20 protein-coding genes are annotated in these 22059 nt (G+C 56.2%); 7 read left to right on the top strand and 13 right to left on the bottom strand.

Features of this window, described 5'->3' with window-relative positions; genetic code table 11:
* Window positions 1-48: 48 nt before the first annotated feature.
* From Q1B46_RS06025 to Q1B46_RS05985, 9 genes are all read right to left on the bottom strand, one after another.
* The gene (locus tag Q1B46_RS06025; RefSeq protein ID WP_299945871.1) at window positions 49-504 is read right to left on the bottom strand and encodes a cytochrome c-type biogenesis protein; all 456 of its coding nucleotides are present in this window, start codon (window positions 502-504) and stop codon (window positions 49-51) included.
* Entirely contained in the window at window positions 501-2465 is a 1965-nt protein-coding gene (locus tag Q1B46_RS06020; RefSeq protein ID WP_299946684.1) for a heme lyase CcmF/NrfE family subunit, read from the bottom strand. Before Q1B46_RS06020 ends, Q1B46_RS06025 begins: the two co-directional genes overlap by 4 nt.
* A 74-nt stretch (window positions 2466-2539) precedes the next feature.
* On the bottom strand, window positions 2540-3118 hold the full coding sequence (locus tag Q1B46_RS06015; protein WP_299945869.1) for a holin family protein: 579 nt from the start codon (window positions 3116-3118) through the stop codon (window positions 2540-2542).
* Entirely contained in the window at window positions 3109-3720 is a 612-nt protein-coding gene (locus tag Q1B46_RS06010) for a holin-associated N-acetylmuramidase (RefSeq protein ID WP_299945867.1), read from the bottom strand. Before Q1B46_RS06010 ends, Q1B46_RS06015 begins: the two co-directional genes overlap by 10 nt.
* Window positions 3721-3869: 149 nt before the next feature.
* Entirely contained in the window at window positions 3870-4316 is a 447-nt protein-coding gene (gene ccmE / locus Q1B46_RS06005) for a cytochrome c maturation protein CcmE (protein ID WP_299945865.1), read from the bottom strand.
* Window positions 4317-4323: 7 nt separating this feature from the next.
* Window positions 4324-5352, bottom strand: a complete 1029-nt coding sequence (gene argC, locus Q1B46_RS06000; RefSeq protein ID WP_299945862.1) for an N-acetyl-gamma-glutamyl-phosphate reductase — start codon at window positions 5350-5352, stop codon at window positions 4324-4326.
* 94 nt (window positions 5353-5446) lie between these two features.
* On the bottom strand, window positions 5447-6256 hold the full coding sequence (gene murI / locus Q1B46_RS05995) for a glutamate racemase (protein WP_299945859.1): 810 nt from the start codon (window positions 6254-6256) through the stop codon (window positions 5447-5449).
* 8 nt (window positions 6257-6264) lie between these two features.
* A complete protein-coding gene (locus Q1B46_RS05990) occupies window positions 6265-7143 on the bottom strand; it encodes a lysophospholipid acyltransferase family protein (protein ID WP_299945856.1) in 879 nt (292 codons plus the stop codon).
* A gap of 78 nt (window positions 7144-7221) precedes the next feature.
* Complete coding sequence (locus Q1B46_RS05985; RefSeq protein WP_299945853.1) at window positions 7222-10641, bottom strand: indolepyruvate ferredoxin oxidoreductase family protein; 3420 nt, start codon at window positions 10639-10641, stop codon at window positions 7222-7224.
* Between the two features lie 169 nt (window positions 10642-10810).
* Here Q1B46_RS05985 and Q1B46_RS05980 point away from each other — a divergent pair, with 169 nt between their 5' ends.
* The 6 genes from Q1B46_RS05980 to grxD all read left to right on the top strand — a co-directional run bounded on the left by Q1B46_RS05980 (window position 10811) and on the right by grxD (window position 17741).
* The gene (locus Q1B46_RS05980; RefSeq protein ID WP_299660080.1) at window positions 10811-11719 is read left to right on the top strand and encodes a LysR family transcriptional regulator; all 909 of its coding nucleotides are present in this window, start codon (window positions 10811-10813) and stop codon (window positions 11717-11719) included.
* Window positions 11720-11988: 269 nt separating this feature from the next.
* A complete protein-coding gene (locus tag Q1B46_RS05975; RefSeq protein WP_299945849.1) occupies window positions 11989-14232 on the top strand; it encodes a mechanosensitive ion channel family protein in 2244 nt (747 codons plus the stop codon).
* Window positions 14233-14424: 192 nt separating this feature from the next.
* A complete protein-coding gene (gene purL / locus Q1B46_RS05970) occupies window positions 14425-16584 on the top strand; it encodes a phosphoribosylformylglycinamidine synthase subunit PurL (protein WP_299945847.1) in 2160 nt (719 codons plus the stop codon).
* Between the two features lie 137 nt (window positions 16585-16721).
* Entirely contained in the window at window positions 16722-16958 is a 237-nt protein-coding gene (locus Q1B46_RS05965) for a BolA/IbaG family iron-sulfur metabolism protein (RefSeq protein WP_299945844.1), read from the top strand.
* 149 nt (window positions 16959-17107) lie between these two features.
* Complete coding sequence (locus tag Q1B46_RS05960; RefSeq protein ID WP_299945842.1) at window positions 17108-17392, top strand: hypothetical protein; 285 nt, start codon at window positions 17108-17110, stop codon at window positions 17390-17392.
* Entirely contained in the window at window positions 17379-17741 is a 363-nt protein-coding gene (gene grxD / locus Q1B46_RS05955; protein ID WP_299945840.1) for a Grx4 family monothiol glutaredoxin, read from the top strand. The genes Q1B46_RS05960 and grxD overlap by 14 nt, the downstream gene beginning before the upstream one ends.
* Before the next feature lies 1 nt (window position 17742).
* Here grxD and Q1B46_RS05950 read toward each other — a convergent pair whose 3' ends face one another.
* From Q1B46_RS05950 to Q1B46_RS05940, 3 genes are read right to left on the bottom strand one after another with little or no spacing between them, the layout of a single operon-like run.
* A complete protein-coding gene (locus Q1B46_RS05950; protein ID WP_299945838.1) occupies window positions 17743-18093 on the bottom strand; it encodes an MliC family protein in 351 nt (116 codons plus the stop codon).
* Entirely contained in the window at window positions 18093-18485 is a 393-nt protein-coding gene (locus Q1B46_RS05945; RefSeq protein ID WP_299945836.1) for a cell division protein ZapA, read from the bottom strand. The genes Q1B46_RS05950 and Q1B46_RS05945 overlap by 1 nt, the downstream gene beginning before the upstream one ends.
* Complete coding sequence (locus tag Q1B46_RS05940) at window positions 18485-19318, bottom strand: hypothetical protein (protein WP_299945834.1); 834 nt, start codon at window positions 19316-19318, stop codon at window positions 18485-18487. The genes Q1B46_RS05945 and Q1B46_RS05940 overlap by 1 nt, the downstream gene beginning before the upstream one ends.
* 235 nt (window positions 19319-19553) lie before the next feature.
* Between Q1B46_RS05940 and tkt the strand changes: the two genes are divergently transcribed.
* Complete coding sequence (tkt, locus tag Q1B46_RS05935) at window positions 19554-21578, top strand: transketolase (protein WP_299945831.1); 2025 nt, start codon at window positions 19554-19556, stop codon at window positions 21576-21578.
* Between the two features lie 54 nt (window positions 21579-21632).
* Here the strand turns inward: tkt and Q1B46_RS05930 are convergent, their stop codons facing one another.
* On the bottom strand, window positions 21633-22043 hold the full coding sequence (locus Q1B46_RS05930) for a hypothetical protein (RefSeq protein ID WP_299945828.1): 411 nt from the start codon (window positions 22041-22043) through the stop codon (window positions 21633-21635).
* Between the last annotated feature and the right edge of the window lie 16 nt (window positions 22044-22059).

Genomic DNA, 22059 nt, shown 5'->3' with positions numbered 1-22059 from the left:
GGCAAAACACTGACGCAAATGTGGAAAAAGGAAAAGCAGAACCGCGCGTCAGTCTTCCAGAATCCGTCGCAGACGTTCCTGTTCTTCCTCACTCAGTGTATCGGCATGCACTGCATTCTGATGCTGGGATCGCTTGCGTAAAAAGTTCCAGCCCACGCCAGCCGCGATCAGCAACATGATTGGACCCGCCAGCCATAGCATCAGATTGGCACCAGTTGTCGTCGGTTTCAGCAGGACATATTCCCCATAGCGGTCGACGATGAATTCCACCGCTTCCTGATCCGTATCTCCGGCGACAAGGCGTTCACGCAAGAGGATGCGTAAATCGCGCGCAAGCTCGGCATTGCTTTCATCGATGCTTTCGTTGCGGCAGACCAGACAGCGCAACCCAGTGCTGATGTCACGCGCGCGCGCCTCTAGCGCCGGGTCGTCCAAAACCTCATCCGGTTGAACGGCCAATGTCGGAGACGCGATCAGCAACAGGACAATAAGCAATCGTTTCATTCAGCTGGAACCCCGCTTGCAGGGGTTTTACGAGCCCCGGCAGCAACCCGAAAACGACGATCCGACAGGCTGAGCGCGCCGCCCAAAGCCATCAGGATACATCCACCCCAGATCCAATTGGCCAGAGGTTTGATATAGGTTCGCATCACCCAACCACCATCTGCCTGCTGATCGCCGATCACGACATATAGATCGCGCAGCAACCGATAGTCGATGGCTGCTTCGGTCGTGGGCATCCGCGCCACTGGATAGTCACGTTTTTCGGGGTGCAACGTTGTAATCTGCCGTCCATTCTGTTCGACGCTTACATCCGCCGTGGTCGAGAAATAGTTCGGCCCCTGCACCCGGCGCACATCTTGCAAGGTCAAGGTAAACTGACCAACCTCAAATGGCTGACCCGCTTGCGCGACACGGATATCCTCGACCTCCCAAGCCGTCAGACCTGCAATCGCGAAGATCGTGACGCCCAATCCGGTATGCGCAACCGCCTTGCCCCAATCCGCGCCGGGCAAACGGAACAGACGTGCCAAGTTGCCTTTGCGGCCCGTACGGCTCCAAAGGTCAACGATTGCGCCGAAGGTGATCCAAGCGCCAAGAAACAGGCCCACCGGCCCCAATGCACTGCGTCCAGTCTGCATGACCCAGACAAGTATCGCCAGCGCGACCGCCAACACAAAGGCGTAGCGAAGCGACCAAGCCGCCTTGCCCAATTTGCCGCGCTTCCAAGGCAGCATTGCGCCCACCGGCAGCACGATGCCAAGGGCAACCATGAATGGCGTAAAGGCCGCATTAAAGAACGGAGCACCAACCGAAAGCTTTCGATCAAACGCCATCTCGGCGATCATCGGCCAAAGCGTGCCAAAGAACACGACGAAACAGCTGACCGCTAGCAACAGGTTGTTCACAATCAGCGCACTTTCGCGGCTGACCATGCCGAAAACACCCTTTGCTTCCATCGCCTGCGCGCGCGCTGCAAACAGCGTCAATGCACCGCCAATAAAGACCACCAGAATGACCAGAATAAAGACGCCGCGTTCAGGGTCACTTGCAAAGGCGTGGACCGAGGTCAAAAGCCCCGATCGCACGATGAAAGTGCCGATTAGCGAAAAGCCAAAAGCGATGATTGCCAACAGGATGGTCCAGCTTTTTAACGCTTCACGCTTTTCAACCACGATAGCAGAATGCAGCAGAGCTGCGGCCAGAAGCCATGGCATGAACGACGCATTTTCCACCGGGTCCCAGAACCAGAATCCGCCCCATCCCAATTCGTAATAAGCCCACCATGACCCCAGTGCGATGCCGATGGTCAGGAATATCCACGCTGCAAGGGTCCAGGGTCGCACCCAACGACCCCATGCCGCATCCACGCGCCCTTCGATCAGAGCAGCAACAGCAAAGCTGAACGCCATGCTCAGGCCAACATAGCCCAGATACAGGAACGGTGGATGAAACGCCAAGCCGGGGTCTTGCAACAACGGGTTCAGGTCGCGGCCATCGAAGGGTGGCACCGGTAACCGATCAAACGGGTTCGAGGTGAATAGAATGAACGCAAAGAACGCCACACCGATCGCAGATTGTACTGACAGAACACGCGCCTTGAGTGTTGGTGGTAAACCCCCGCCAAAAACTGCCGCCATCGCCCCAAAAATGGTGACGATTAAGACCCATAGTAGCATCGAGCCTTCGTGGTTTCCCCATGTCCCGCTGATCTTGTACAGCATCGGCTTGGCGGAATGGCTGTTCTCGACCACGATCCGAAGCGAGAAGTCGGACGAAACGAAAGCCCATACCAAGGCCCCGAAGGAAAACGCCGTCAACAGGAACTGAGCGACGGCTGCGGGTTCAGCAAAGACCATCCATCCGTTCCAGCGGTTGGCAGCCCCAATCAGCGGCACCACCGTCTGAACGATGGCAACCAGGAAGGCTAAGATCAGTGCGAAATGGCCGAGCTCTGTAATCATGACCGAACTATACTTCGATGGCCCGGTAAGTGCCATTCACATTCGCCTGTGATCACCGCACATAGTGTCGCGCCTCAGGCTTCTCGCAGGCGGCGCCAGTCGTCTAGTGCAGGATTTGAATCCGGCTGCGCAACCCCCTGGGTCGGAGAAATATTCGAACCGGATTCAACCTGCCCCGAACTGTCATCGCGCAACCCTTGGATTGCCTCCAGATGTGCCATCACGTCTGGCGCCCGCAGCAATGTGGCACTGATTTCCCGTTGAAAATCCTGTGCTTTTACCTGATGCCGCGCACCAAAGTAAAACGACACGATAACCCCCAACAGCCACCATAGTGGTTCCGGGACCAATGCAATGCCCTGCATTCGCGCAGCGAACCATAGCGGATTAATCATAGCGGCCAGAAACAGACCCAACGTGCCCAACGCCAGTGCGGGACGCGGGAGGCGATTCAACCCGTCCATGAAGCGATCAAAACCTCCCTTTGCAGGTGTCGCGAATTCAGATCCGAATTGCGCCATGGCTGCCTGACGCAGCGCCGCTGAACGCACGGCCCCGCTCTCTGCATTTTCGCGAAATACTTCGGTGGTTTCTTGAACCACGTTGCGGCCACCACCAAACAAAAGCGCCAGCAGACCAGAGATCAAACCCATCCTGATATCCTTTTCTGAAAATCTGCAGCACTCAGATGATATTTGGGCGACAGGAATTCTTCGGCGCGTTTAATCCACCCACCTTTGCCACCGGCCCGCGTCCGGGCATATTTGCGAAGTGCTGCTCGCCGATCCGCCAATCTGAAATAATAGTTACGTCTTGCGACGCCATAAGCATCCCTAAGCGCCAGTGGCTTGGGCTTTGCAGCATCACCCGCCGCGCTTACGGTCTGAGGGCCAATGACCCCGTCAATTGCGACTCGGTATCCCATCTGACGCAGAACGCTTTGTAAAATCTGCACTGCCTGGGCGCCCGCGTTCACATACATATCAAATATCGATGCCTGCAATGCTTCGGGCAGCACTCCCAGGCGCGGCTTCTCGAAATAGTGATTGATAAAAATCTCAACGGCCTCTGCCTTGCTCAGCGCGCGCACATCCTTTCGGGTCACGGTGCCATCCCCATCCAGATCAAGGCCCAACCGGCGCATGGTGTGTATTGTCACCCCGTATTTCGTGGCCCCGCCGGGATCATCCGGATCGTCAACGAAGCCACCTTCGCGCGCGACAATACCTTCTGCGATCTGTCGAACCGTCTGCATGAAACCATCCCTTGTTCAGATGGCTCAAACGGTCAGCCAATTGTGTTAACACCGCAGAAAAACAAAGGGCGTTGCCTGCCTTTCACACGCAACGCCCTGCTTTTTCTGTTCAAAAACACTGCCGTCCGAGGCATGCAGCATAGCTGCATTCAGCTATCTCCGGCCTCCTTGTAAACGCCCTGCTCTTTCAGCGCGTCCACGACCTCTTTCGGCATGTAAGTTTCGTCGTGTTTTGCAAGGATTTCAGTGGCTTCAAACACGTTATCCACATAGCTGCCCGTACCGACCATGCCCTGATTTTCAGAGAACAGATCAGGCAGAACACCAGTAAATGCGACCTTGACGCTTTCGCCGCCATCCGTAACGACAAAATACACCGTCTCGCCCTGCCCTCGTATGATCGAACCTTCCTCGACAAGCCCGCCAATGCGGAACACTTCAGTCGGCTTGGGCGGTTCGGCGATCACCTGACTTGGAGAACGGAAAAAGTTGATGCCATCGCGCATCGCATATCCGATTAGACCCGTCGCCAGCACCAAGGCTACGACAGCCATTAGAATAACTTGAACTCGACGACGTTTCTTAAGCGTTTTCATGCCTTCCTCACGGGAACAGTGGGGCCATCATCAGGCCCAGGGTTTCATCTTCACCTAACATCAGGTTGGCGTTCTGCAAGGCCTGCCCACTGCTACCTTTTGTCAGATTATCCAGTGCAGCAACGACGATCGCGCGACGTTCGATCCGATCACTGGCAACCCCGATGTGGCAGAAGTTTGACCCCCGAACATGGTGGGTTGACGGTGTTTCACCAAAAGGCAGAACCTTTATGAAGGGCTCGGCGTCGTAAGCTGACTGCAGCGTTTCATAAACGCTCTGCGGATCACCCTTTACGTAGGTCGTGGCCAGAATACCCCGATTGGCCGGGATCAGATGTGGCGTAAACTGCACATGTACCGTACGCCCTGCGATTTCCGAGAGCTCCTGATCGAACTCACCCAGATGCCGGTGGGTGCCCCCCACCGCATAAGCGTTCGCACCTTCGCTAAGCTCTGCATGCAGTAGGTTTTCTTTTAGTGCTCTCCCTGCGCCCGACACCGTGCATTTGAGGTCCAGAATGATGTCATCCAAATCAATCACACCCGCCGATACCAGCGGCCGCAATACATACTGCCCAGTCGCGGCATTACACCCGGTCCCGGCGACCAGCCGCGCGGTTTGAATCTTATCACGGTAGAATTCGGTCAGGCCATAGACGGCCTCTGCCTGATGCCCAAGCGCGGCATGTGGGTTGCCGTACCATTTCTGGTATTCATCGCCATCCCGCAGCCGGAAATCCGCAGAAAGGTCCACTATTTTCAGAGTATCGGGCAGCTCGCGGATGACCTCCTGGCTGGTCTTGTGCGGTAGGGCGCAGAAGCACAGGTCGATCTGCGAAAAGTCGATCTCGGAAATCTTGCAGAGCACGGGCAAGTCCATATGGCGCAAATGCGGAAACACCTGCGCCATGGTTTGCCCGGCCTTGCGCTCGGCGGCCAGAGCTTTGATTTCCATATTCGGATGACCGGCGATTAGCCGCACCAGTTCTGCGCCGGTATAGCCGGAAGCACCCAGAATTGCGATTTTATGGGTCATGTCAGACCTCTTTCATTCATGTGTCACATGGGGTGACCGCCGCTGTGACGGTCAACGAATTACGAAATGGGAAAAGCGCCGTCCTTGACCTTGGTCAGGCGGCTTCAAACGAGATTTGTCGTCGGAGAAATTGCGTCGCACGATCCGTCACGACACCTGGCTTGCCCGTTGTCAAATATCTGCCTGCGCCCTCACCTATCATATTTGGGTGGCGTTGCAGGTAGTCCGCTAGACTCTCGGCGACTAAGTCTCCCTGGCTGTAAACTTTCACATCCGAGCCAAGTGCCTGTTGGAACGCTTCGGCCATCAATGGGTAATGCGTACAACCCAGAATCGCCGCTTGCGGTTCCGGCATCTTGCGTTTCAGTGCGTCCACATGGCTGCGCACCAAGGCTTCGGCCAGAATTAAATCGCCCTCTTCGATGGCATCGACTACGCCGCCGCAGGCCTGCGCTTCGACATCCACACCAATCGCCCGGAATGCCAGTTCCCGCTGAAACGCGCGGCTGGACACCGTTGCAGGCGTTGCAAACAACGCCACATGCTGAATCTGAACTTCGCGCGGTGGAGAATTGTCGCCCCATTGCCGTTCCGTCAGCGCCTCGATCAGAGGCACGAATACGCCCAACACGCGCTTGCCCTCGGGTACACCAGCCTCCTGCATCCGGCGCAAAGCGGCGGCGCTGGCAGTGTTGCAAGCCAGAATCACCAGGTTGCAGCCGCGATCCCACAGATCCTGCACGGCGGTGCGGGTCAGGTTGAAAATATCTTCAGCATCGCGCACGCCATATGGCGCGTGCGCGCTATCCGCATAATACAGAAAATCCACGTCGGGCAGACGTTTCTGCGCGGCGTTCAGGACGGTCAGACCGCCCAACCCGGAATCAAAGATACCTACTGCCATTTGCCCCTTCAGGCGCGATGCCGTTCCTCAAATTCATAGCCATAGTCATAGGACTTTAGTGGCTCTGGAGACAGCTCATACGTGGCTTTGCGCAGGAAATCCATCATCTTGCGCGTATCCCTGCCCAGTGGGTCCAGAATATCGCGCCCGATCGGGTCTCCGACGACGACACGGACCGGGGTGTCGACGCGTTTTTTGAACTCTTTGATCAGCAAACCCATCCGCAAGGTGTTGTGCAGATGGCTCGCAATCTGAAACAGTCGTGAGGTGTGACCGTCGAAGAACACCGGCACCACGGTCGCATTCGACTTGGCAACCATGCGAGCGGTAAACCCGCGCCACCCCGGATCCATGGGATGCGCAAACGGTTTGACCGCAGTGCTGACAGTGCCACCCGGAAAAATCCCGATTGCCCCGCCATCGCTGAGATAGTTCAAAGCGGTCTTACGCGTTTCAAGGTTCAGCCTCATCGCCTCTTTCGTGGCGTCAAACGAGATTGGCAGGACGATCCGGTCCAGGTCTTCGGCTTTGCGAAAGACATGATTGGCCAGAAGGCGAAAGTCTCCGCGCGTCTGGGAGAGGATATGCCCCATCATCAACCCGTCCAGGATGCCATAGGGGTGATTGGCGATCAAAATGAGTGGACCGTCTTTGGGAATGTTCGATAACGCACCGCCCACCACATCCAAAGTCAGCCCATAGCGATCCACCATCACAGACCAGAAATCACGACCCTGCGCGACGTCCTGATCATACCCGTCCGCACGACGGATCAGGCGCATTCGGCCCGTAGTGTTTTCCATCAACTTGATCAGCATACGCCCACCCCGCGTTTCGGCTGAGTGGGCATATGAAATGTCACGGGCGACATGATGGCGCGAGGGCATAGGTTCCTCCGATTGTTTACCGAGTAGATAAAGCCGAGGATCCATTTTGCATAGCTCGCGTGACAGGCTTGTGAAGCTTCACTCTGCCGCAGCCGTCAATACAGGCCCGCCCTCTCGGATCACGGCAAGCAAATCTTCGCGTCGTTTCGCAGCCTTAGCCTCATTCGCCACCAGAACCGGACCAAACCCGCGAATATCCAAGGGCAGAGCCGCAAGAGCCGCAACCGCATCACGTATCTCAGGTGTCAGAATAGGCAGGACTTCTTTCATATCCTGCTCGTACTGACGGATCAGAGCGCGTTCCATTTTGCGTTCAGCCGTATATCCGAAAACATCCAACGGCGTACCGCGCAGCGCTTTCAGTTTCGTCAAAATCTTCAACGGCCGCAGAAACCATTCGCCAAACGCCTTCTTGGCTGGCCGCCCATTCACCCCCTTTGTGCCTAAGGTCGGCGGCGCAAGATGGAAGGTCATCTTGAAGTCACCATCAAACTCGGCCTCCGCCTTCTGGCGACTGTCTAGCAGCAACCGTGCGACCTCGTATTCATCCTTATATGACAATAGCTTATGGTATCCTTTGGCAACTGCCTCACGGACGTCTTGATCCTCAACGCTCTCAACCAGTTTGCGATAGCGCTTCGCCAATCGCTTGCCCTGATAGTCTGTCAAATGCGCTGCGCGGAAATCGATCACCTGATCCAGCGTCTTTGGCAACTCTGCCACGTTCGGTTGTAGAATGTTGGAGACATCTTCGGGATGGGTCACCGCCCAGCGACCAACTTCGAATGCTCGTTTGTTGCGTTCGACCGCCGCGCCATTCAGCGCAATCGCTTCCATGATTGACTGATGACTGATCGGCAGCAGACCGCGCTGCCACGCTGCGCCAAAGATCATCATGTTGGAATAGATCGAGTCCCCCATCACAGCCCGCGACAGATCGGTGGCATCGAACAGAACCACCCCATCTTTCAGACGCGCCTGCAAGGCGAGTTCAAGCTGATCGCTGGGTATCGTGAATTCGGTATCACGCGTAAAGTCACCGGTGATGATCTCATGATTGTTCACCACCGCTCCGGTCTGCCCGGTCTGAGTCAGACCCAGTGTTTTAGCCCCAGCCGAGACCACCAGATCACCGCCGATCAACGCATGCGCCTCGCCCGTGGCGACACGGATTGCGCTGATATCTTCGGGCCGGTTGGCCAGACGACAATGGATATGAACGGCACCGCCTTTTTGCGCGAGGCCTGCCATTTCCATCATACCCGCACCTTTACCGTCGATTTGCGCAGCCTGTGCAAGAACCGCCCCGATCGTGACGACCCCGGTACCACCAACACCGGTGATGACCACGTTGTGCGTTCCGTCGATTTGTGGCAGCGAAGGTTCGGGCAGATCGGGCAGCTCGATATCGGTGGTCGCCTCTTTGCGGACCTGTGCACCCTCGACGGTGACAAACGACGGGCAAAACCCATTCAGGCACGAGAAATCCTTGTTGCAGCTCGACTGATCAATGGCGCGTTTCCGCCCCAGTTCTGTTTCCTTCGGCACGATCGAGACGCAGTTCGACTGAACGCCGCAATCCCCACAACCTTCGCAGATATCAGTGTTGATAAATACCCGCTTATCCGGGTCCGGGAACGTCCCCCGCTTGCGCCGCCTGCGCTTTTCCGCAGCACAAGTCTGGATGTAAACAATGACCGATACACCTTCGATTTCACGGAACTTTTCCTGAACCTGCATCAGTTCCGACCGCTCGAAGGTTTCGACACCGACAGGCATCGCTCCGAAATTCACATCCTCTTTCTCATCGTAAACGACTGCGACATCTTTCACGCCCATAGCCTTGACTTCGGCCACGATACGTTCAGCACTCAGCCCGCCTTCGTTTTCCTGCCCACCAGTCATAGCGACGGCATCGTTAAACAGAATCTTGAATGTAATGTTGGTCCCCGCCGCCAACGCAGCCCGGATCGCCTGAACACCCGAATGGTTATAGGTTCCATCACCGAGATTCTGAAACACGTGATTGGTGGTCGAAAACGGAGCCTCACCCACCCAATTTGCCCCCTCACCACCCATCTGAGTGAACCCGGTGGTCTCACGATCCATCCACTGAACCATGTAGTGACAGCCTATCCCCGCATAGGCCCGGCTGCCTTCAGGCAACTTGGTCGAGCTATTATGTGGGCATCCCGAACAAAAATAAGGCAATCTTGCAGCGATTTCCTGGGCATTATCAGCGCGACGTGCCTCGTCCAGTTTTGCAAGACCTGCGCGAACGCCATCGGTATCATGGCCTTCCTCAACCAGAATCTGGCCAAGTTTTTCGGCGATCATGATTGGATCAAGCGCCCCTCTGGTCGGGAACAGCTCTTCCCGATGCAGCGTTCCGGCACCGCCCTTGTACCAACCGTACACACGGCGCCCACGTCGGTCGTCAAAAATGGCCTCTTTGACTTGAACTTCGATCAGCTTGCGCTTTTCCTCGACGATGACGATCAGGTCCAACCCTTCAGCCCAGTCGTGGAACCCCTTCATATCCAAGGGGAAAGTCTGTCCGATCTTATAAGTGGTTATGCCTAGGCGCTCGGCTTCGTCCGCGTCGATGTTCAGCAACGACATGGCATGAATCAGGTCCAGCCAGTTTTTGCCCGCCGCGACAAAACCAATCTTGGCACCGGGTTTGCCCCAAACCCGCTTGTCGAGTTTGTTCGCGTGCGAAAATGTCTCGGCCGCAAAGCGTTTGTAATCAATGACCCGCGCCTCTTGCAGGTGGGGCGTATCGCCCAGCCGGATGTTGAGACCGCCCTCCGGCATATCGAACTGAGGGATCGTAAGCTGCATCCGGTCCGGGCGTCCGTCCACAACCGAGGTGACCTCGATTGTATCCTTCATCGTCTTCAGCCCGACCCAGACCCCGGCAAACCGGCTGAGGGCAAAGCCATAGATGCCGTAGTCCAATATCTCCTGAACGCCTGCCGGGCTGACCACCGGCATATACATATCGACCAGAGACCATTCAGATTGATGCAAAACGGTCGAGCTTTCGCCCGTGTGATCATCGCCCATGGCCATCAGCACGCCGCCCTGCTGGGCTGTACCTGCCATGTTGGCATGACGCATAACGTCACCTGAACGATCAACGCCGGGGCCTTTGCCATACCATAGGCCAAATACGCCATCGTACTTCCCGTCGCCACGCAGACCAGCCTGCTGACTGCCCCACAAAGCGGTGGCAGCGAGGTCTTCGTTCAAACCGTACTGAAAGGTCACATCGCTTTCAGTCAGTTGCTTTTCTGCACGCGACATTTGCAGGTCGACAGCACCAAGGGGTGAACCGCGATATCCCGTTACCAGACCGGCGGTGTTAAACCCCATCGCACGATCGCGTTCCTTTTGCATCAACATCAGACGCACCAACGCCTGAGTTCCATTCAAAAGAACCGGACTTTTGGTTAGATCGAACCGATCATTCAAGGTGATTTTCGGCTGACTCATCTGACGTCTCCCCTCGTCGGATTAGTGTGCTGCATTTGTGTTCATATTAGGTCACGAATGCTGACCTGTATAGTAATTTTCTCCTTTGCCGTAACGATTTCCCGGTTTGATTGTGGAATTTGTTACGTGTTTCATATAGGGCTGCCGAAGGATAACGAAAGTTGCGGCGATGGATTGGGACAAGCTCAGAATATTTCACGCGGTTGCAGATGCCGGAAGCCTCACACATGCAGGAGACAAGCTGAATTTGTCTCAATCTGCTGTGAGCAGACAGATTCGTGCGCTCGAAGAATCACTGGATGCGACCCTGTTTCACCGACACGCGCGCGGCCTGATTCTGACCGAACAAGGCGAGTTGCTGTTTGATGCAACCTCGGCCATGTCGAAACGACTGGATACCGCCGCTGCAAGAATCCGCGATAGCGAGGATGAAGTTTTTGGTGTGTTGCGCGTCACCACGACATTCGGCTTTGGCACCCTTTGGCTCGCGCCGCGTCTACCCAAACTTTACGAACAATATCCTGATCTCAATGTCGATCTGATGCTGGAAGAGCGTGTATTGGATTTGCCCATGCGCGAGGCAGACGTTGCCATTCGCATGAAAGAACCCAGCCAGGCCGATTTGGTACGCAAACGTCTGATGACAGTGCAGATGATGCTTTATGCAACAAAGACCTATCTGGACAGCCATGGTGGCAAACCTGAAACGCTGGAAGAAATCGCCAAACACAGGCTGATCTGCCAGACCCCTTCTGCACCCCAGGTTGGTGCCAGTGCCTCGATGGTCAAACACCTTATGACGTATAACCCGGGCTCGCTTTTAACTGTGAACAACTATTTCGGGGTTCTACAGGGTGTGCTCCATGACCTTGGGATTGGGGTCCTGCCCGATTATGTGACCGAGGACTTCCCCGATCTGGTTCCAATCCTGTCTGATATTGAAACCGCAGATGTCCCGGTTTACCTTGCCTATCCAGAAGAGTTGCGCCATTCCAAGCGGATATCGGCCTTTCGTGATTTCGTTCAGGATGAAATCATCGCCCACCGCAAGCAACTGAGGCAAATGGGCAAACTCTAGCCATGCGCTCAGGGCATAGCGGGCATGATGCTTAGATTGCCTAATAGGCCTTGATCGTTAACAAACTGATCCCTAAATGAGCAATTGAAGGCGGTGATGCTGTAACGCTCATCATCTTCATACCTCCCTGTTGGACTACGGCCGAGCTTAGTGCTCGGCCTTTTTTTTGCGCAAGTTGTAAGTCAACTCAGAGAATAATACTGGGAAAATCGAACACCCGGGCCTATGATCCGGAAAAACAATTATAATTCGTGTTCGAGGGCAATCTCATGTTCCACTCAATCCGCCTATTGCTGGCGATGGTAACTGTCATATTTCTGTCAGTTCCGCTTCATGCACAAACCACTGGCACGTCGACCGTTACAATACCCGACGATCTGACGCCTGAGCAGGTCGACGATCTGGTTGCACGGATGTCCGATGACCAAGTGCGCGCAATCCTGCTGGAACGTCTTGATGCCGTTGCAGAAAAACAGGCCGCAGAAAGTGAAGGCCACGAGGACCCTCTGACCGAGATCCACGAGATCTGGGCTGAGATGGTCACATCGTGGACTCAAGTTCTGACGACGTTACCCAATATCGTCAGCGCGCAAATCAAAGCGTTCGACAATTTCTCAACGACGTTCGGGTCAACCGGTGTGTTCAAGCTTTTTGGGCTAATCTTGATGGTTCTGGTTGCCGGATACGCCGCCGAGAAACTGTTTGGCCTGCTTACCCGGAAATGGCATGAACACGCGGGTGGAGAAGAGGATGCAGACCTTTGGGGTGCTGTGCGGTATCTGTTCCGCCGGTTCTGCCGCGAGATCGCCGGGTTGGTTGTGTTCTATGTCGTGATACGCGCGCTTGGGCGCGGTCTGTTGACGACAGAACAGATTACGTTTGCTGCCCCATTTGTGTTCTACCTGATTTGGATTCCACGACTGGGCTCGGCAGCCTCACGGTTCATTCTGGCCCCCAACAAACCGCATTATCGGCTGGTCAACATTGATGATCATTGGGCGAAATACCTGCACCGAAATCTGATTGGCCTCCTTATTCTGGTCGGGCTAACCTTGTTCGTCGTTCGGTTCAATGCGCTCAACGGCGTCACACCTGCGGATACCCGGATTGGTTTCTGGCTCAACGCTGCGATACACATCTATATCGGCGTGATCGCCTGGACAGCGCGGGAGGGGTTGTCTCAGATGATGCTGGGCACCGACCCGGATCACACCAAATTCGACGAGGAAGTCGCCCACTATTACCCCTATTTCGCCATCGGCGTTTCAGCCGTCATCTGGCTGCTTGTCGAGTTTCTGATTGCCCAGCGTGATCCCGCGACCCTCGCTTTGCTCTCTAAGGGGCCACATTTCACAACAATGTTCTGGCTGTTGATTGCCCCGGCGTTGGATACGCTCATTCGCGGGCTCGTACGTCATCTTCAGCCCCCGATGTTGGGTGAAGGTCCGCTGGCTGAAAAAGCGTATCGGTCGACCAAGCGCAGCTACATCCGGATTGGTCGCGTTCTGGCCGGATTGTTTGTTGTCTTCATGATTTCTCGTACCTGGCAACTTGACCTGCGCCACATCGCGTCGGCTGGCATCGGAGCTGAGGTTGGCGGCGCGGTCATCGAGTTCCTGCTGATCATTGCGGTCGGCTACATCATGAACGAGGTCGTCTCGCTGTGGATCAATCGCCGTCTGGCGAAGGAACAGACCGCTGCCGAGGCTTTGGACGAAGAAGCCGGTGGCGAAGGCGGCGGCGCGGGCGGCTCTCGGCTGGCCACCGTACTGCCGTTGCTGAGGATCACCGCTCAGGCGACGATCGCAGTAATCTTCGGCCTGCTGGCTCTGGGTGCGTTGGGGATCAACATCACCCCGCTTCTGGCCGGTGCCGGTGTTTTGGGTCTGGCCATCGGCTTTGGTGCGCAGAAATTGGTGGCTGATATCGTCGGCGGTGTCTTCTTCCTGATCGATGACGCGTTCCGTGTCGGCGAATATGTCGATGTCGGCGGCACCATGGGAACGGTCGAGAAAATATCGATCCGGTCCATGCAGCTGCGTCACCACCGTGGTCCAGTTCACACGATTCCCTATGGCGAGATTCAGAAGCTGACCAATTTCAGCCGCGACTGGGTTATCATGAAGCTGAAGTTCACCGTGCCTTTCGACACCGACCCCAACAAGGTCAAGAAGATCTTCAAGAAGATCGGTGCCGAGATGATGGCCGATGAAACCCACAAGGATGGTTTCCTGCAACCGTTCAAGTCTCAGGGCGTCTTCGACTTTGACGATGTTGGCATGATCATCCGGGGTAAGTTCATGGCCCTACCCGGTAAGCAGTTCACACTGCGCAAAGAGATCTTTAACCGGGTCAAGGCCGAGTTCAATGCAAACGGTATCGACTTTGCCCGCCGCGAAGTTCGCGTTGCGATTCCGGGCCTGGATGATAACGAAAACCTGTCGGAAGAACAAAAAGCAGCCGTAGGCGCGGCCGCTGCGGATTCTGTTAATAAAGGTCAGAATCCAGCTTAGCCGTTTGGGTCAGACGCAAGTAAAATTGCGGCTGATCCAGCAAATCTGCAATGCACCCAATGCGGAACCGGCGTCATCGCCGGTTCCGTTTTTTCTTATGTGGGTGACCCTGCGCTGTCTTGACCCTTCCCACGGGCGCGCCCTTGCCCTACAAGGCCCGCAATCTCGGTCACCATGGACACAGGACAGACGATGCAAGAGCCCGCCATCACCCCGGATCTGATTTCTGCACACGGGCTCAAGCCCGAGGAATACGACATGATCCTCGAGATCATCGGGCGCGAGCCGACATTCACCGAACTGGGCATCTTCTCGGCCATGTGGAACGAGCATTGTTCCTACAAATCCTCGAAGAAATGGCTGCGTACCCTGCCCACATCCGGCCCTCAGGTCATTTGCGGACCGGGCGAGAACGCGGGCGTTGTTGATATTGGTGATGGCCAGGCTGTGGTGTTCAAGATGGAAAGCCACAATCATCCGTCCTATATCGAACCCTATCAAGGTGCAGCGACTGGCGTGGGCGGCATTCTACGCGATGTCTTCACCATGGGCGCGCGTCCGATTGCCTCGATGAACGCGCTGTCCTTTGGTGAGCCCGACCACCATAAGACGCGTCAACTGGTGAATGGTGTGGTTGAAGGCATCGGTGGTTACGGCAACTGCTTTGGTGTTCCCTGCGTGGGTGGTGAGGTCCGTTTTCATCCGGCTTATAACGGCAACTGCCTTGTGAACGCTTTCGCTGCGGGTCTGGCCGACAGTGATAAGATTTTCTACTCGGCCGCATCGGGTGTCGGTATGCCCGTTGTTTATCTGGGCGCAAAAACCGGTCGTGACGGCGTGGGCGGCGCGACGATGGCATCCGCCGAGTTCGACGATACAATCGAAGAAAAGCGCCCCACCGTTCAGGTAGGCGACCCCTTCACCGAAAAACGCCTGATGGAAGCCACGTTAGAGCTGATGCAGACCGGCGCAGTGATCTCGATCCAGGATATGGGTGCTGCGGGCCTGACCTGCTCGGCTGTAGAAATGGGTGACAAGGGTGGCCTTGGAGTGCGCCTCGATCTGGAAAACGTGCCCCAGCGCGAAGAGAATATGACCGCATACGAGATGATGCTGTCCGAATCTCAGGAACGGATGCTGATGGTTCTCAAGCCCGAACTTGAAGCCGAGGCCCGTGCCGTTTTTGACAAATGGGACCTGGATTTCGCCATCGTTGGCGAAACGATCGCCGAAGATCGCTTCCTGATCATGCACAAAGGTGAGGTCAAGGCCGATCTCGTTCTGTCCAAACTGTCCTCGACCGCACCGGAATATGACCGCCCATGGGAACCGACCCCCGAGGCAGAAGAACTTGCCGAAGTGCCTCAGATCGATCCAATCGATGGGCTGCGCGCGCTGCTTGCTTCGCCAAACTATGCCGGCAAACAATGGGTGTATGAACAATACGACACGATGGTCATGGCGGATTCGAACCGTACTCCGGGATTGGGTGCAGGAATGGTCCGTGTTCATGGCACTGACAAAGTGCTGGCTTTCACCAGCGACGTCACCCCGCGCTACGTCCGCGCCAACCCGGTCGAAGGCGGTAAACAAGCCGTGGCCGAAGCTTATCGCAACCTAACCGCTGTGGGCGCGAAGCCGCTGGCAACCACGGACAACCTGAATTTTGGCAACCCCGAAAAGCCCGAAATCATGGGCCAGTTCGTTGGCGCGATCCAGGGCATCGGTGCCGCGGTTGGTGCTCTGGATATGCCCATCGTGTCGGGTAATGTCTCACTTTATAACGAAACCGACGGTCAGGCGATCCTGCCCACACCAACAATCGGTGCTGTGGGTCTGCTGCACCATGCGGATGAGATCATCGGCAACGAAGTCCGTGAGGGTCATGTTGCGTTGGTGATCGGTAAATCCAACGGCCATCTGGGCCAATCTGCATTGCTGGCCGAGGTGTTCAACCGGGAAGATGGCGATGCCCCTCATGTCGATTTGGACGCCGAGCAGCGTAATGGCGACTTCATCCGCGCCAATCGCGAGATGATCAAGGCCTGTACCGATCTCAGCGATGGCGGGCTTGCGCTGGCCGCGTTTGAACTGGCCGAAGCTGCCGGTGTGGGCGTTTGTCTCGATGATGCGTCGACCGAATTCCTTTTTGGCGAAGATCAGGCCCGTTATTTGGTTGCGTGCAACTTCGATCAAGCCGAGGCGTTGATGATCGCCGCCGGTCAGGCTGGGGTTCCCTTGATTTCGGTCGGCCGCTTCACCGGCGATTGCGTCAAGATCGGCAGCTCTGAGGCCGCGCTTGAAGAACTGGCGGCAACTTTCCGCAGCAGTTTCGCCGAAGCTGTCGCCTGATCACACCAACATCGCGTTTGCTCAAATCTTGCGCCCAGCCTCGGGCGCAGTTTTCGTCATGATGGCGCACCCGAGCGCCCTTGCGCGCCCGGTTCAGGCGCTCTACATCTTGGGAAAGACCTTCAGGAGAAACCTACATGCCGATGAGCGCCCACCAAATCGAATCCCTGCTGCGCGAAGCCTTTCCCGACGCGGAAATCCAGGTTGGCGGTCAGGACGGCGTACATATGTCCGCGATGGTCGTAGACGAGAGCTTTCGTGGCAAGAACCGCGTGCAACAGCAGCGCGCAGTTTATGCGGCTCTGAAAGGTAAGATGGATGGTCCGGCTGGCGAGCTGCACGCGCTGGCGTTGACGACAAAAATCCCGGAGTAAGTGTCGACACTGCTGGATATCCTCTTTGCCTTTTCGTGGTGTGATGATGTCGTTGGGTTCGTTAAATATGGGCCTCGATATTGGAGAGACACAAGGCAGAAACAGCGTCGCGATTACTTATTTCAACACGCAAAGGATTGAATTTGATCATGGGCCTCCGGATCATAGCCGCAATTGCAGCATTGATAGTTGCCGCCGCGTTGATCGAAGCCTATGTGAAGCGCAACAGAAAACGAAAACTATCAGATATGCGCCCTGACCCCGATAAGCTGAGTAAGGTCGAGGGCGTTGAACGCTACGGGCCGGACCCTGTGAAACTTGCGCAAGCAGAACACCGGCGGCTTGAGGAAGAAGGATGGGCGCCAACGCTGCCCCAGACTGGAACGACCACCGCAGAAGCGGATGAAAAGGAAAAGCAAGATGAGCGACGTTAAGACTCAGATCGACGAGACCGTCAAAGCCAACGATGTGGTGCTTTACATGAAAGGCACCAAAGAGATGCCACAATGCGGCTTTTCTTCGCGTGTGGCCGGAGTGTTGAACTACATGGGCGTTGAATACGCCGATGTGAATGTTCTGGCCGATGAAGGGGTGCGTCAGGGTATTAAGGATTATTCCGACTGGCCGACTGTTCCTCAGCTTTATGTCAAAGGTGAATTTGTCGGCGGCTGCGACATCATTACTGAAATGACGCTATCGGGTGAGCTGGACACGTTGTTTGACGAAAACAATGTGGGCTACAACAAAGACGCAGCGGACAAAATCCGCGAAGCGAACGGCTGATCTATCGGCTGGTGCAGTCCCTGAGCAAGACAAGTTCCGGGGCTGTGCTGCCTTCAGCCTGATGGCTGATTGTGGCTTCCCAGCCTTTGGATCGCAGGGTGTATGTCCCTGCCCCGTCTACCGATTCATAACGGATGCCCGACCCGCTTTGGACCTGCTTCATTGCAATCAATTGGTCCTGCAACAGCATTGCGGCAGCCCCTGCACCATCGGCGGCGTTGAAGTAGGACACCGGCACCTGTGTGTCGTTCTCACAGCTAAACGTCACTGACAGAATGTCGATCTCGGCCAGTGCTGCCGTACCACACAGCGAGGCGGCGGCCGCCAACTTAACTGCGCGGGCAACCGTCATCAGGCTGTTCTCTCCTCGATCACCGCTGCCAAGGCCTCCGCACGTGCGGCCATTTCCGCCAGCGTATCTGTGACTGAGGGCGGTACAACCGCAACTTCGATCCGTTCAGGCTCGGGCTGAGGTTGGTTGCGCAAACGCGTCAACTCAGTCTCAGCCTCAACCAGTTTGGCTTCTGCCATCTTCAGGCGATCTTCATGCGCTGCAGCTTTGTCAGCCAGCATGAGGCCAGCCATCAGCAGCATGCGCGCCTCGGGCATGCGTCCGATCTGATCCGACAGAACCTGCGCTTCGTCATCCAGCAGCTTTGCTGCGGCTTGCAGAAAAGGTTCTTCACCTGCCTGACACGAGACGTCAAAACCTCGACCACCGATGTGAATTGTAACTTCGGGCATTATTCTACCTCTCCTTCAGCCAGGTTGGCATGGTTCAGCAGGGGTTCAAGTCGCGCCAGAACCGCATGTGCCTCGGCAGCGTCCGATGCCCGCGCGGCGCGGGTCGCCTCAAGTTCAGCAGCGGTAGCCCGGTTCAGCATATCTGCATCTGACACGCCCTTTTCAGCAGCAGCTCGCAATTCATCCACCGAGCCGCGCAACTGTTCATTCGCATTGCGCAATCGCTGTAGATCGTCATCAAGACGTGACATCGCCGCGCCATGACTAGAGCGTTCAGCGCGCAACATCTCAAGCTCGGCGTTAAGTTCAGTCAGGCGCTCACTATCAACCAATTCCGCGCGCAGGTGGGAAATTTCCGCCTCCATCTCTTCCGCGCGGTCGGCAATCGGGGTCAATTGTTCGACCTCGGCCCGCAACGACTCGGCCTCTTCCGCGGCATTCTCGAAAGATTTCAGAGTTTCAATTTCCGCTTTCAGCACTGCCACTTCGTCACTGTTCTCTAACGCGGCCTTGGCTTCGGCCAGCTCAGCGCGCGCAGCCTCAACCGTTGCAAGCTTCGAAGTCGCTGCCGCCAACTGCTCACGCAGTGCATTAACCTCATCTCCGGAACCAACCTGCGCCCGCAATGCGTCTATTTCTATTGCGTGCTTTTCCTTAAGAGACTTCAACCGCTCTTCTAGCTGCGCATTGGCCAACCGTTCTTCTTCAAGCGCCGTGTTCACCGCAGCATCATCACTGACCGCAGGTCCTGCGCCCTGAAGCGCGTCAACTCCGCTGCCGATCCGCTCCATCGCTGTTATGATACGGCGCTGTAGTTCTTCGATCTGACTCATGCCCCTGTCACCTCTTTACCAAGGTTCATTCTGCTATTCGCCTGCCCGAATCAAAAAGCGGCGGCTCTCGGGCCCAGTCTAACGGAATGTGACAGAAAATACCCACTGTTTGGTTTCAATCACTTGCACAACGCACTTGAAGCGCGGAAAAGGCCGCTAAGCCAGTTCTGCTTGCACTTTGGCAATCGAATGGTATTCAGCGCCCATCTGCCCGTAACCCAAAGGAACTACGCCCGTGGACCTGACTGCGCTGCGCAATGCCAACCCCGAACACTGGGACAAAGCTGCGGCCATCCGCACCCTGACCCTTGACGCCGTCGCTGCCGCCAATTCCGGCCATTCCGGTATGCCGATGGGCATGGCCGATGTCGCGACCGTATTGTTCGAAAAGCACCTGAAATTTGACGCCTCTGCGCCGAACTGGCCGGACCGCGACCGGTTCATCCTGTCGGCGGGCCACGGTTCGATGCTGGTCTATTCGTTGCTGTATCTCACCGGACATGCAGACGTGACGCTGGAAGAGATCAAGAACTTTCGCCAGCTTGGTGCCAAAACAGCCGGCCACCCCGAGAACTTCCTAGTTGATGGTATCGAGACCACCACAGGCCCTCTGGGTCAGGGTATTTCAAACGCTGTGGGCTTCGCCATGGCCGAGGAAATTCAACGCGCGCAATACGGCAAGAAAGTGGTCGATCACTATACCTATGTGATCGCAGGCGACGGCTGCCTGATGGAAGGTGTCAGCCAAGAGGCGATCACCCTTGCCGGCCGTCATGAGCTGGGCAAACTGATCGTCTTCTGGGACAACAACAACATCACCATCGACGGCACGGTAGACATCGCCGACCGCACTGATCAGGTGCGCCGTTTCGCAGCGTCGGGCTGGCAGGTACTGGAAATCGATGGGCACGACCCCAAAGCCATCGACGCCGCCATCGAGCGCGCCAAGAAATCGAACAAACCGACCATGATCGCCTGCGAAAGCCACATCGCTCTGGGTCATGCCGCGCAGGACACCTCAAAAGGCCATGGCGCGTTGACGGATCAGGATCAGCTGAAAGCTGCCAAAGAAGGCTATGGCTGGCCGCACGGCGCATTCGACATCCCAACAAACGTGAAATCCGCTTGGGAGGCAATCGGCGCGCGCGGAACCTCTGAGCGCGCAGCCTGGGAAGAGCGTTTCGCCCAACTGTCCGAACGCAAGCAGGCCGAGTTCAACCGCGCCTATGCATTCGACGCACCCAAGAAACTGACCGGTGCCATCCGTTCGTTCAAAAAACAGATGTCAGAAGAACAACCCAAACTGGCCACCCGCGCCTCTTCGGAAAAAGTTCTGAATGTCGTGAACCCAATCATGCCTGAAACGATTGGTGGTTCGGCGGATCTGACCGGTTCGAACAACACTAAATCTGCTGATATGGATGTGTTCCTGCCGGAAAACCGCAAAGGTCGCTATATCCACTATGGTATCCGCGAACACGGCATGGCGGCAGCGATGAACGGCATGGCGCTGCATGGCGGCATCCGCCCCTATGGCGGGACCTTCATGGCCTTTACCGACTATGCCCGCCCGTCCATGCGTCTGGCTGCATTGATGAAAATCCCGACCGTGTTCGTGATGACCCATGACTCGATAGGTCTGGGTGAAGACGGCCCGACCCACCAGCCGGTGGAACATCTGGCCATATCGCGCGCCACGCCGAACACCTATGTGTTTCGTCCCGCAGATGTCATTGAAACTGCCGAGGCTTGGGAACTTGCCCTGACCTTCAAGCAAAGCCCATCGGTCTTGTCCCTGACCCGTCAGGGTGTGCCGACTGTTCGGACCGAGCACAAAGGCAGGAACCTGACCTCACAAGGCGCTTATGTGCTCGCTGATGCGGAAGCCAAGCGTCAGGCAATCCTGATCGCCACCGGTTCCGAGGTCTCGCTGGCCATGGAAGCCAAAGCGATGCTCGAGGCCGAAGGTATCGGCACCCGCGTCGTCTCAATGCCCTGCATGGAGCTGTTTGCCGAACAGGATGAAGTCTATCGCAAACGCGTCCTGCCTGCTGGTGCCATCCGTGTGGGTATCGAGGCCGCCGTTCGCGCCGGAGGTTGGGATCGCTGGCTGCTGGGCGAGCGCGGTCGTGAAGCCAAGGCGGGTTTCATCGGAATGTCGAGCTTTGGCGCGTCGGCCCCGGCGGGTGAGCTCTACAAGCACTTCGGCATTACCGCCGAAGCGACCGTTGCCAAGGTCAAGGAATTGCTGGGGCTATAAACTCTCGGCTCAACAGTCAAAGATACAAAGGGCGGCTTTCTCGGCCGCCCTTTCCTATTTTGGCTGGTCCAATTCCGCCTTTAACGCCTTATGCGCTAGTTTCGCAAAGTCCAATCGCAGTTCGTACCGTTCCGCGGGTGCAATCCCTCCGGGTACGTATTGCCCGGCCCAAGACAAAACTTGCCGCACATGCGTTCCATAAAGCGGAACGAAGTGCGCGGACTGACCCGTGAGCAGGTTGAACATGCGCCCGCCTGCCCATTTGGCACGTTCGGCAGCTTTTTCCGCCGTGTCGATCCGAAAATGCAGAACCCGATACAGTGCGTTCGGCTCAAACGGCATTTGTTCCGCACCAAGGTTCATGGCAGCCAACGCTGTAGCTTTGCGTTTAGCTGCGAGCCCCCTCAACTTAAACCGGGTCCGGAATTGAACCGGTCGATAGGCTGGTAAATGACTTAGTTCCATCACTCACACCTTCGAT

This window comes from uncultured Ruegeria sp. (assembly GCF_947500045.1).
GTDB lineage: Bacteria > Pseudomonadota > Alphaproteobacteria > Rhodobacterales > Rhodobacteraceae > Ruegeria.
This window is presented reverse-complemented; position numbering and strand designations above follow the sequence as displayed.

Bases quoted from the DNA above. Each gene is read 5' to 3' on its own strand.
- argC (WP_299945862.1), bottom strand. From the start codon at position 5,352: ATGACCCATAAAATCGCAATTCTGGGTGCTTCCGGCTATACCGGCGCA.
- murI (WP_299945859.1), bottom strand. From the start codon at position 6,256: ATGGCAGTAGGTATCTTTGATTCCGGGTTGGGCGGTCTGACCGTCCTG.
- Q1B46_RS05965 (WP_299945844.1), top strand. From the start codon at position 16,722: ATGCCGATGAGCGCCCACCAAATCGAATCCCTGCTGCGCGAAGCCTTT.
- Q1B46_RS06025 (WP_299945871.1), bottom strand. From the start codon at position 504: ATGAAACGATTGCTTATTGTCCTGTTGCTGATCGCGTCTCCGACATTG.
- purL (WP_299945847.1), top strand. From the start codon at position 14,425: ATGCAAGAGCCCGCCATCACCCCGGATCTGATTTCTGCACACGGGCTC.
- Q1B46_RS05975 (WP_299945849.1), top strand. From the start codon at position 11,989: ATGTTCCACTCAATCCGCCTATTGCTGGCGATGGTAACTGTCATATTT.
- Q1B46_RS05950 (WP_299945838.1), bottom strand. From the start codon at position 18,093: ATGACGGTTGCCCGCGCAGTTAAGTTGGCGGCCGCCGCCTCGCTGTGT.
- Q1B46_RS06015 (WP_299945869.1), bottom strand. From the start codon at position 3,118: ATGGGTTTGATCTCTGGTCTGCTGGCGCTTTTGTTTGGTGGTGGCCGC.
- Q1B46_RS05990 (WP_299945856.1), bottom strand. From the start codon at position 7,143: ATGCCCTCGCGCCATCATGTCGCCCGTGACATTTCATATGCCCACTCA.
- Q1B46_RS05945 (WP_299945836.1), bottom strand. From the start codon at position 18,485: ATGCCCGAAGTTACAATTCACATCGGTGGTCGAGGTTTTGACGTCTCG.
- Q1B46_RS06020 (WP_299946684.1), bottom strand. From the start codon at position 2,465: ATGATTACAGAGCTCGGCCATTTCGCACTGATCTTAGCCTTCCTGGTT.
- grxD (WP_299945840.1), top strand. From the start codon at position 17,379: ATGAGCGACGTTAAGACTCAGATCGACGAGACCGTCAAAGCCAACGAT.
- Q1B46_RS05940 (WP_299945834.1), bottom strand. From the start codon at position 19,318: ATGAGTCAGATCGAAGAACTACAGCGCCGTATCATAACAGCGATGGAG.
- Q1B46_RS06010 (WP_299945867.1), bottom strand. From the start codon at position 3,720: ATGCAGACGGTTCGACAGATCGCAGAAGGTATTGTCGCGCGCGAAGGT.
- Q1B46_RS05930 (WP_299945828.1), bottom strand. From the start codon at position 22,043: ATGGAACTAAGTCATTTACCAGCCTATCGACCGGTTCAATTCCGGACC.
- Q1B46_RS05985 (WP_299945853.1), bottom strand. From the start codon at position 10,641: ATGAGTCAGCCGAAAATCACCTTGAATGATCGGTTCGATCTAACCAAA.
- ccmE (WP_299945865.1), bottom strand. From the start codon at position 4,316: ATGAAAACGCTTAAGAAACGTCGTCGAGTTCAAGTTATTCTAATGGCT.
- Q1B46_RS05980 (WP_299660080.1), top strand. From the start codon at position 10,811: ATGGATTGGGACAAGCTCAGAATATTTCACGCGGTTGCAGATGCCGGA.
- Q1B46_RS05960 (WP_299945842.1), top strand. From the start codon at position 17,108: ATGGGCCTCCGGATCATAGCCGCAATTGCAGCATTGATAGTTGCCGCC.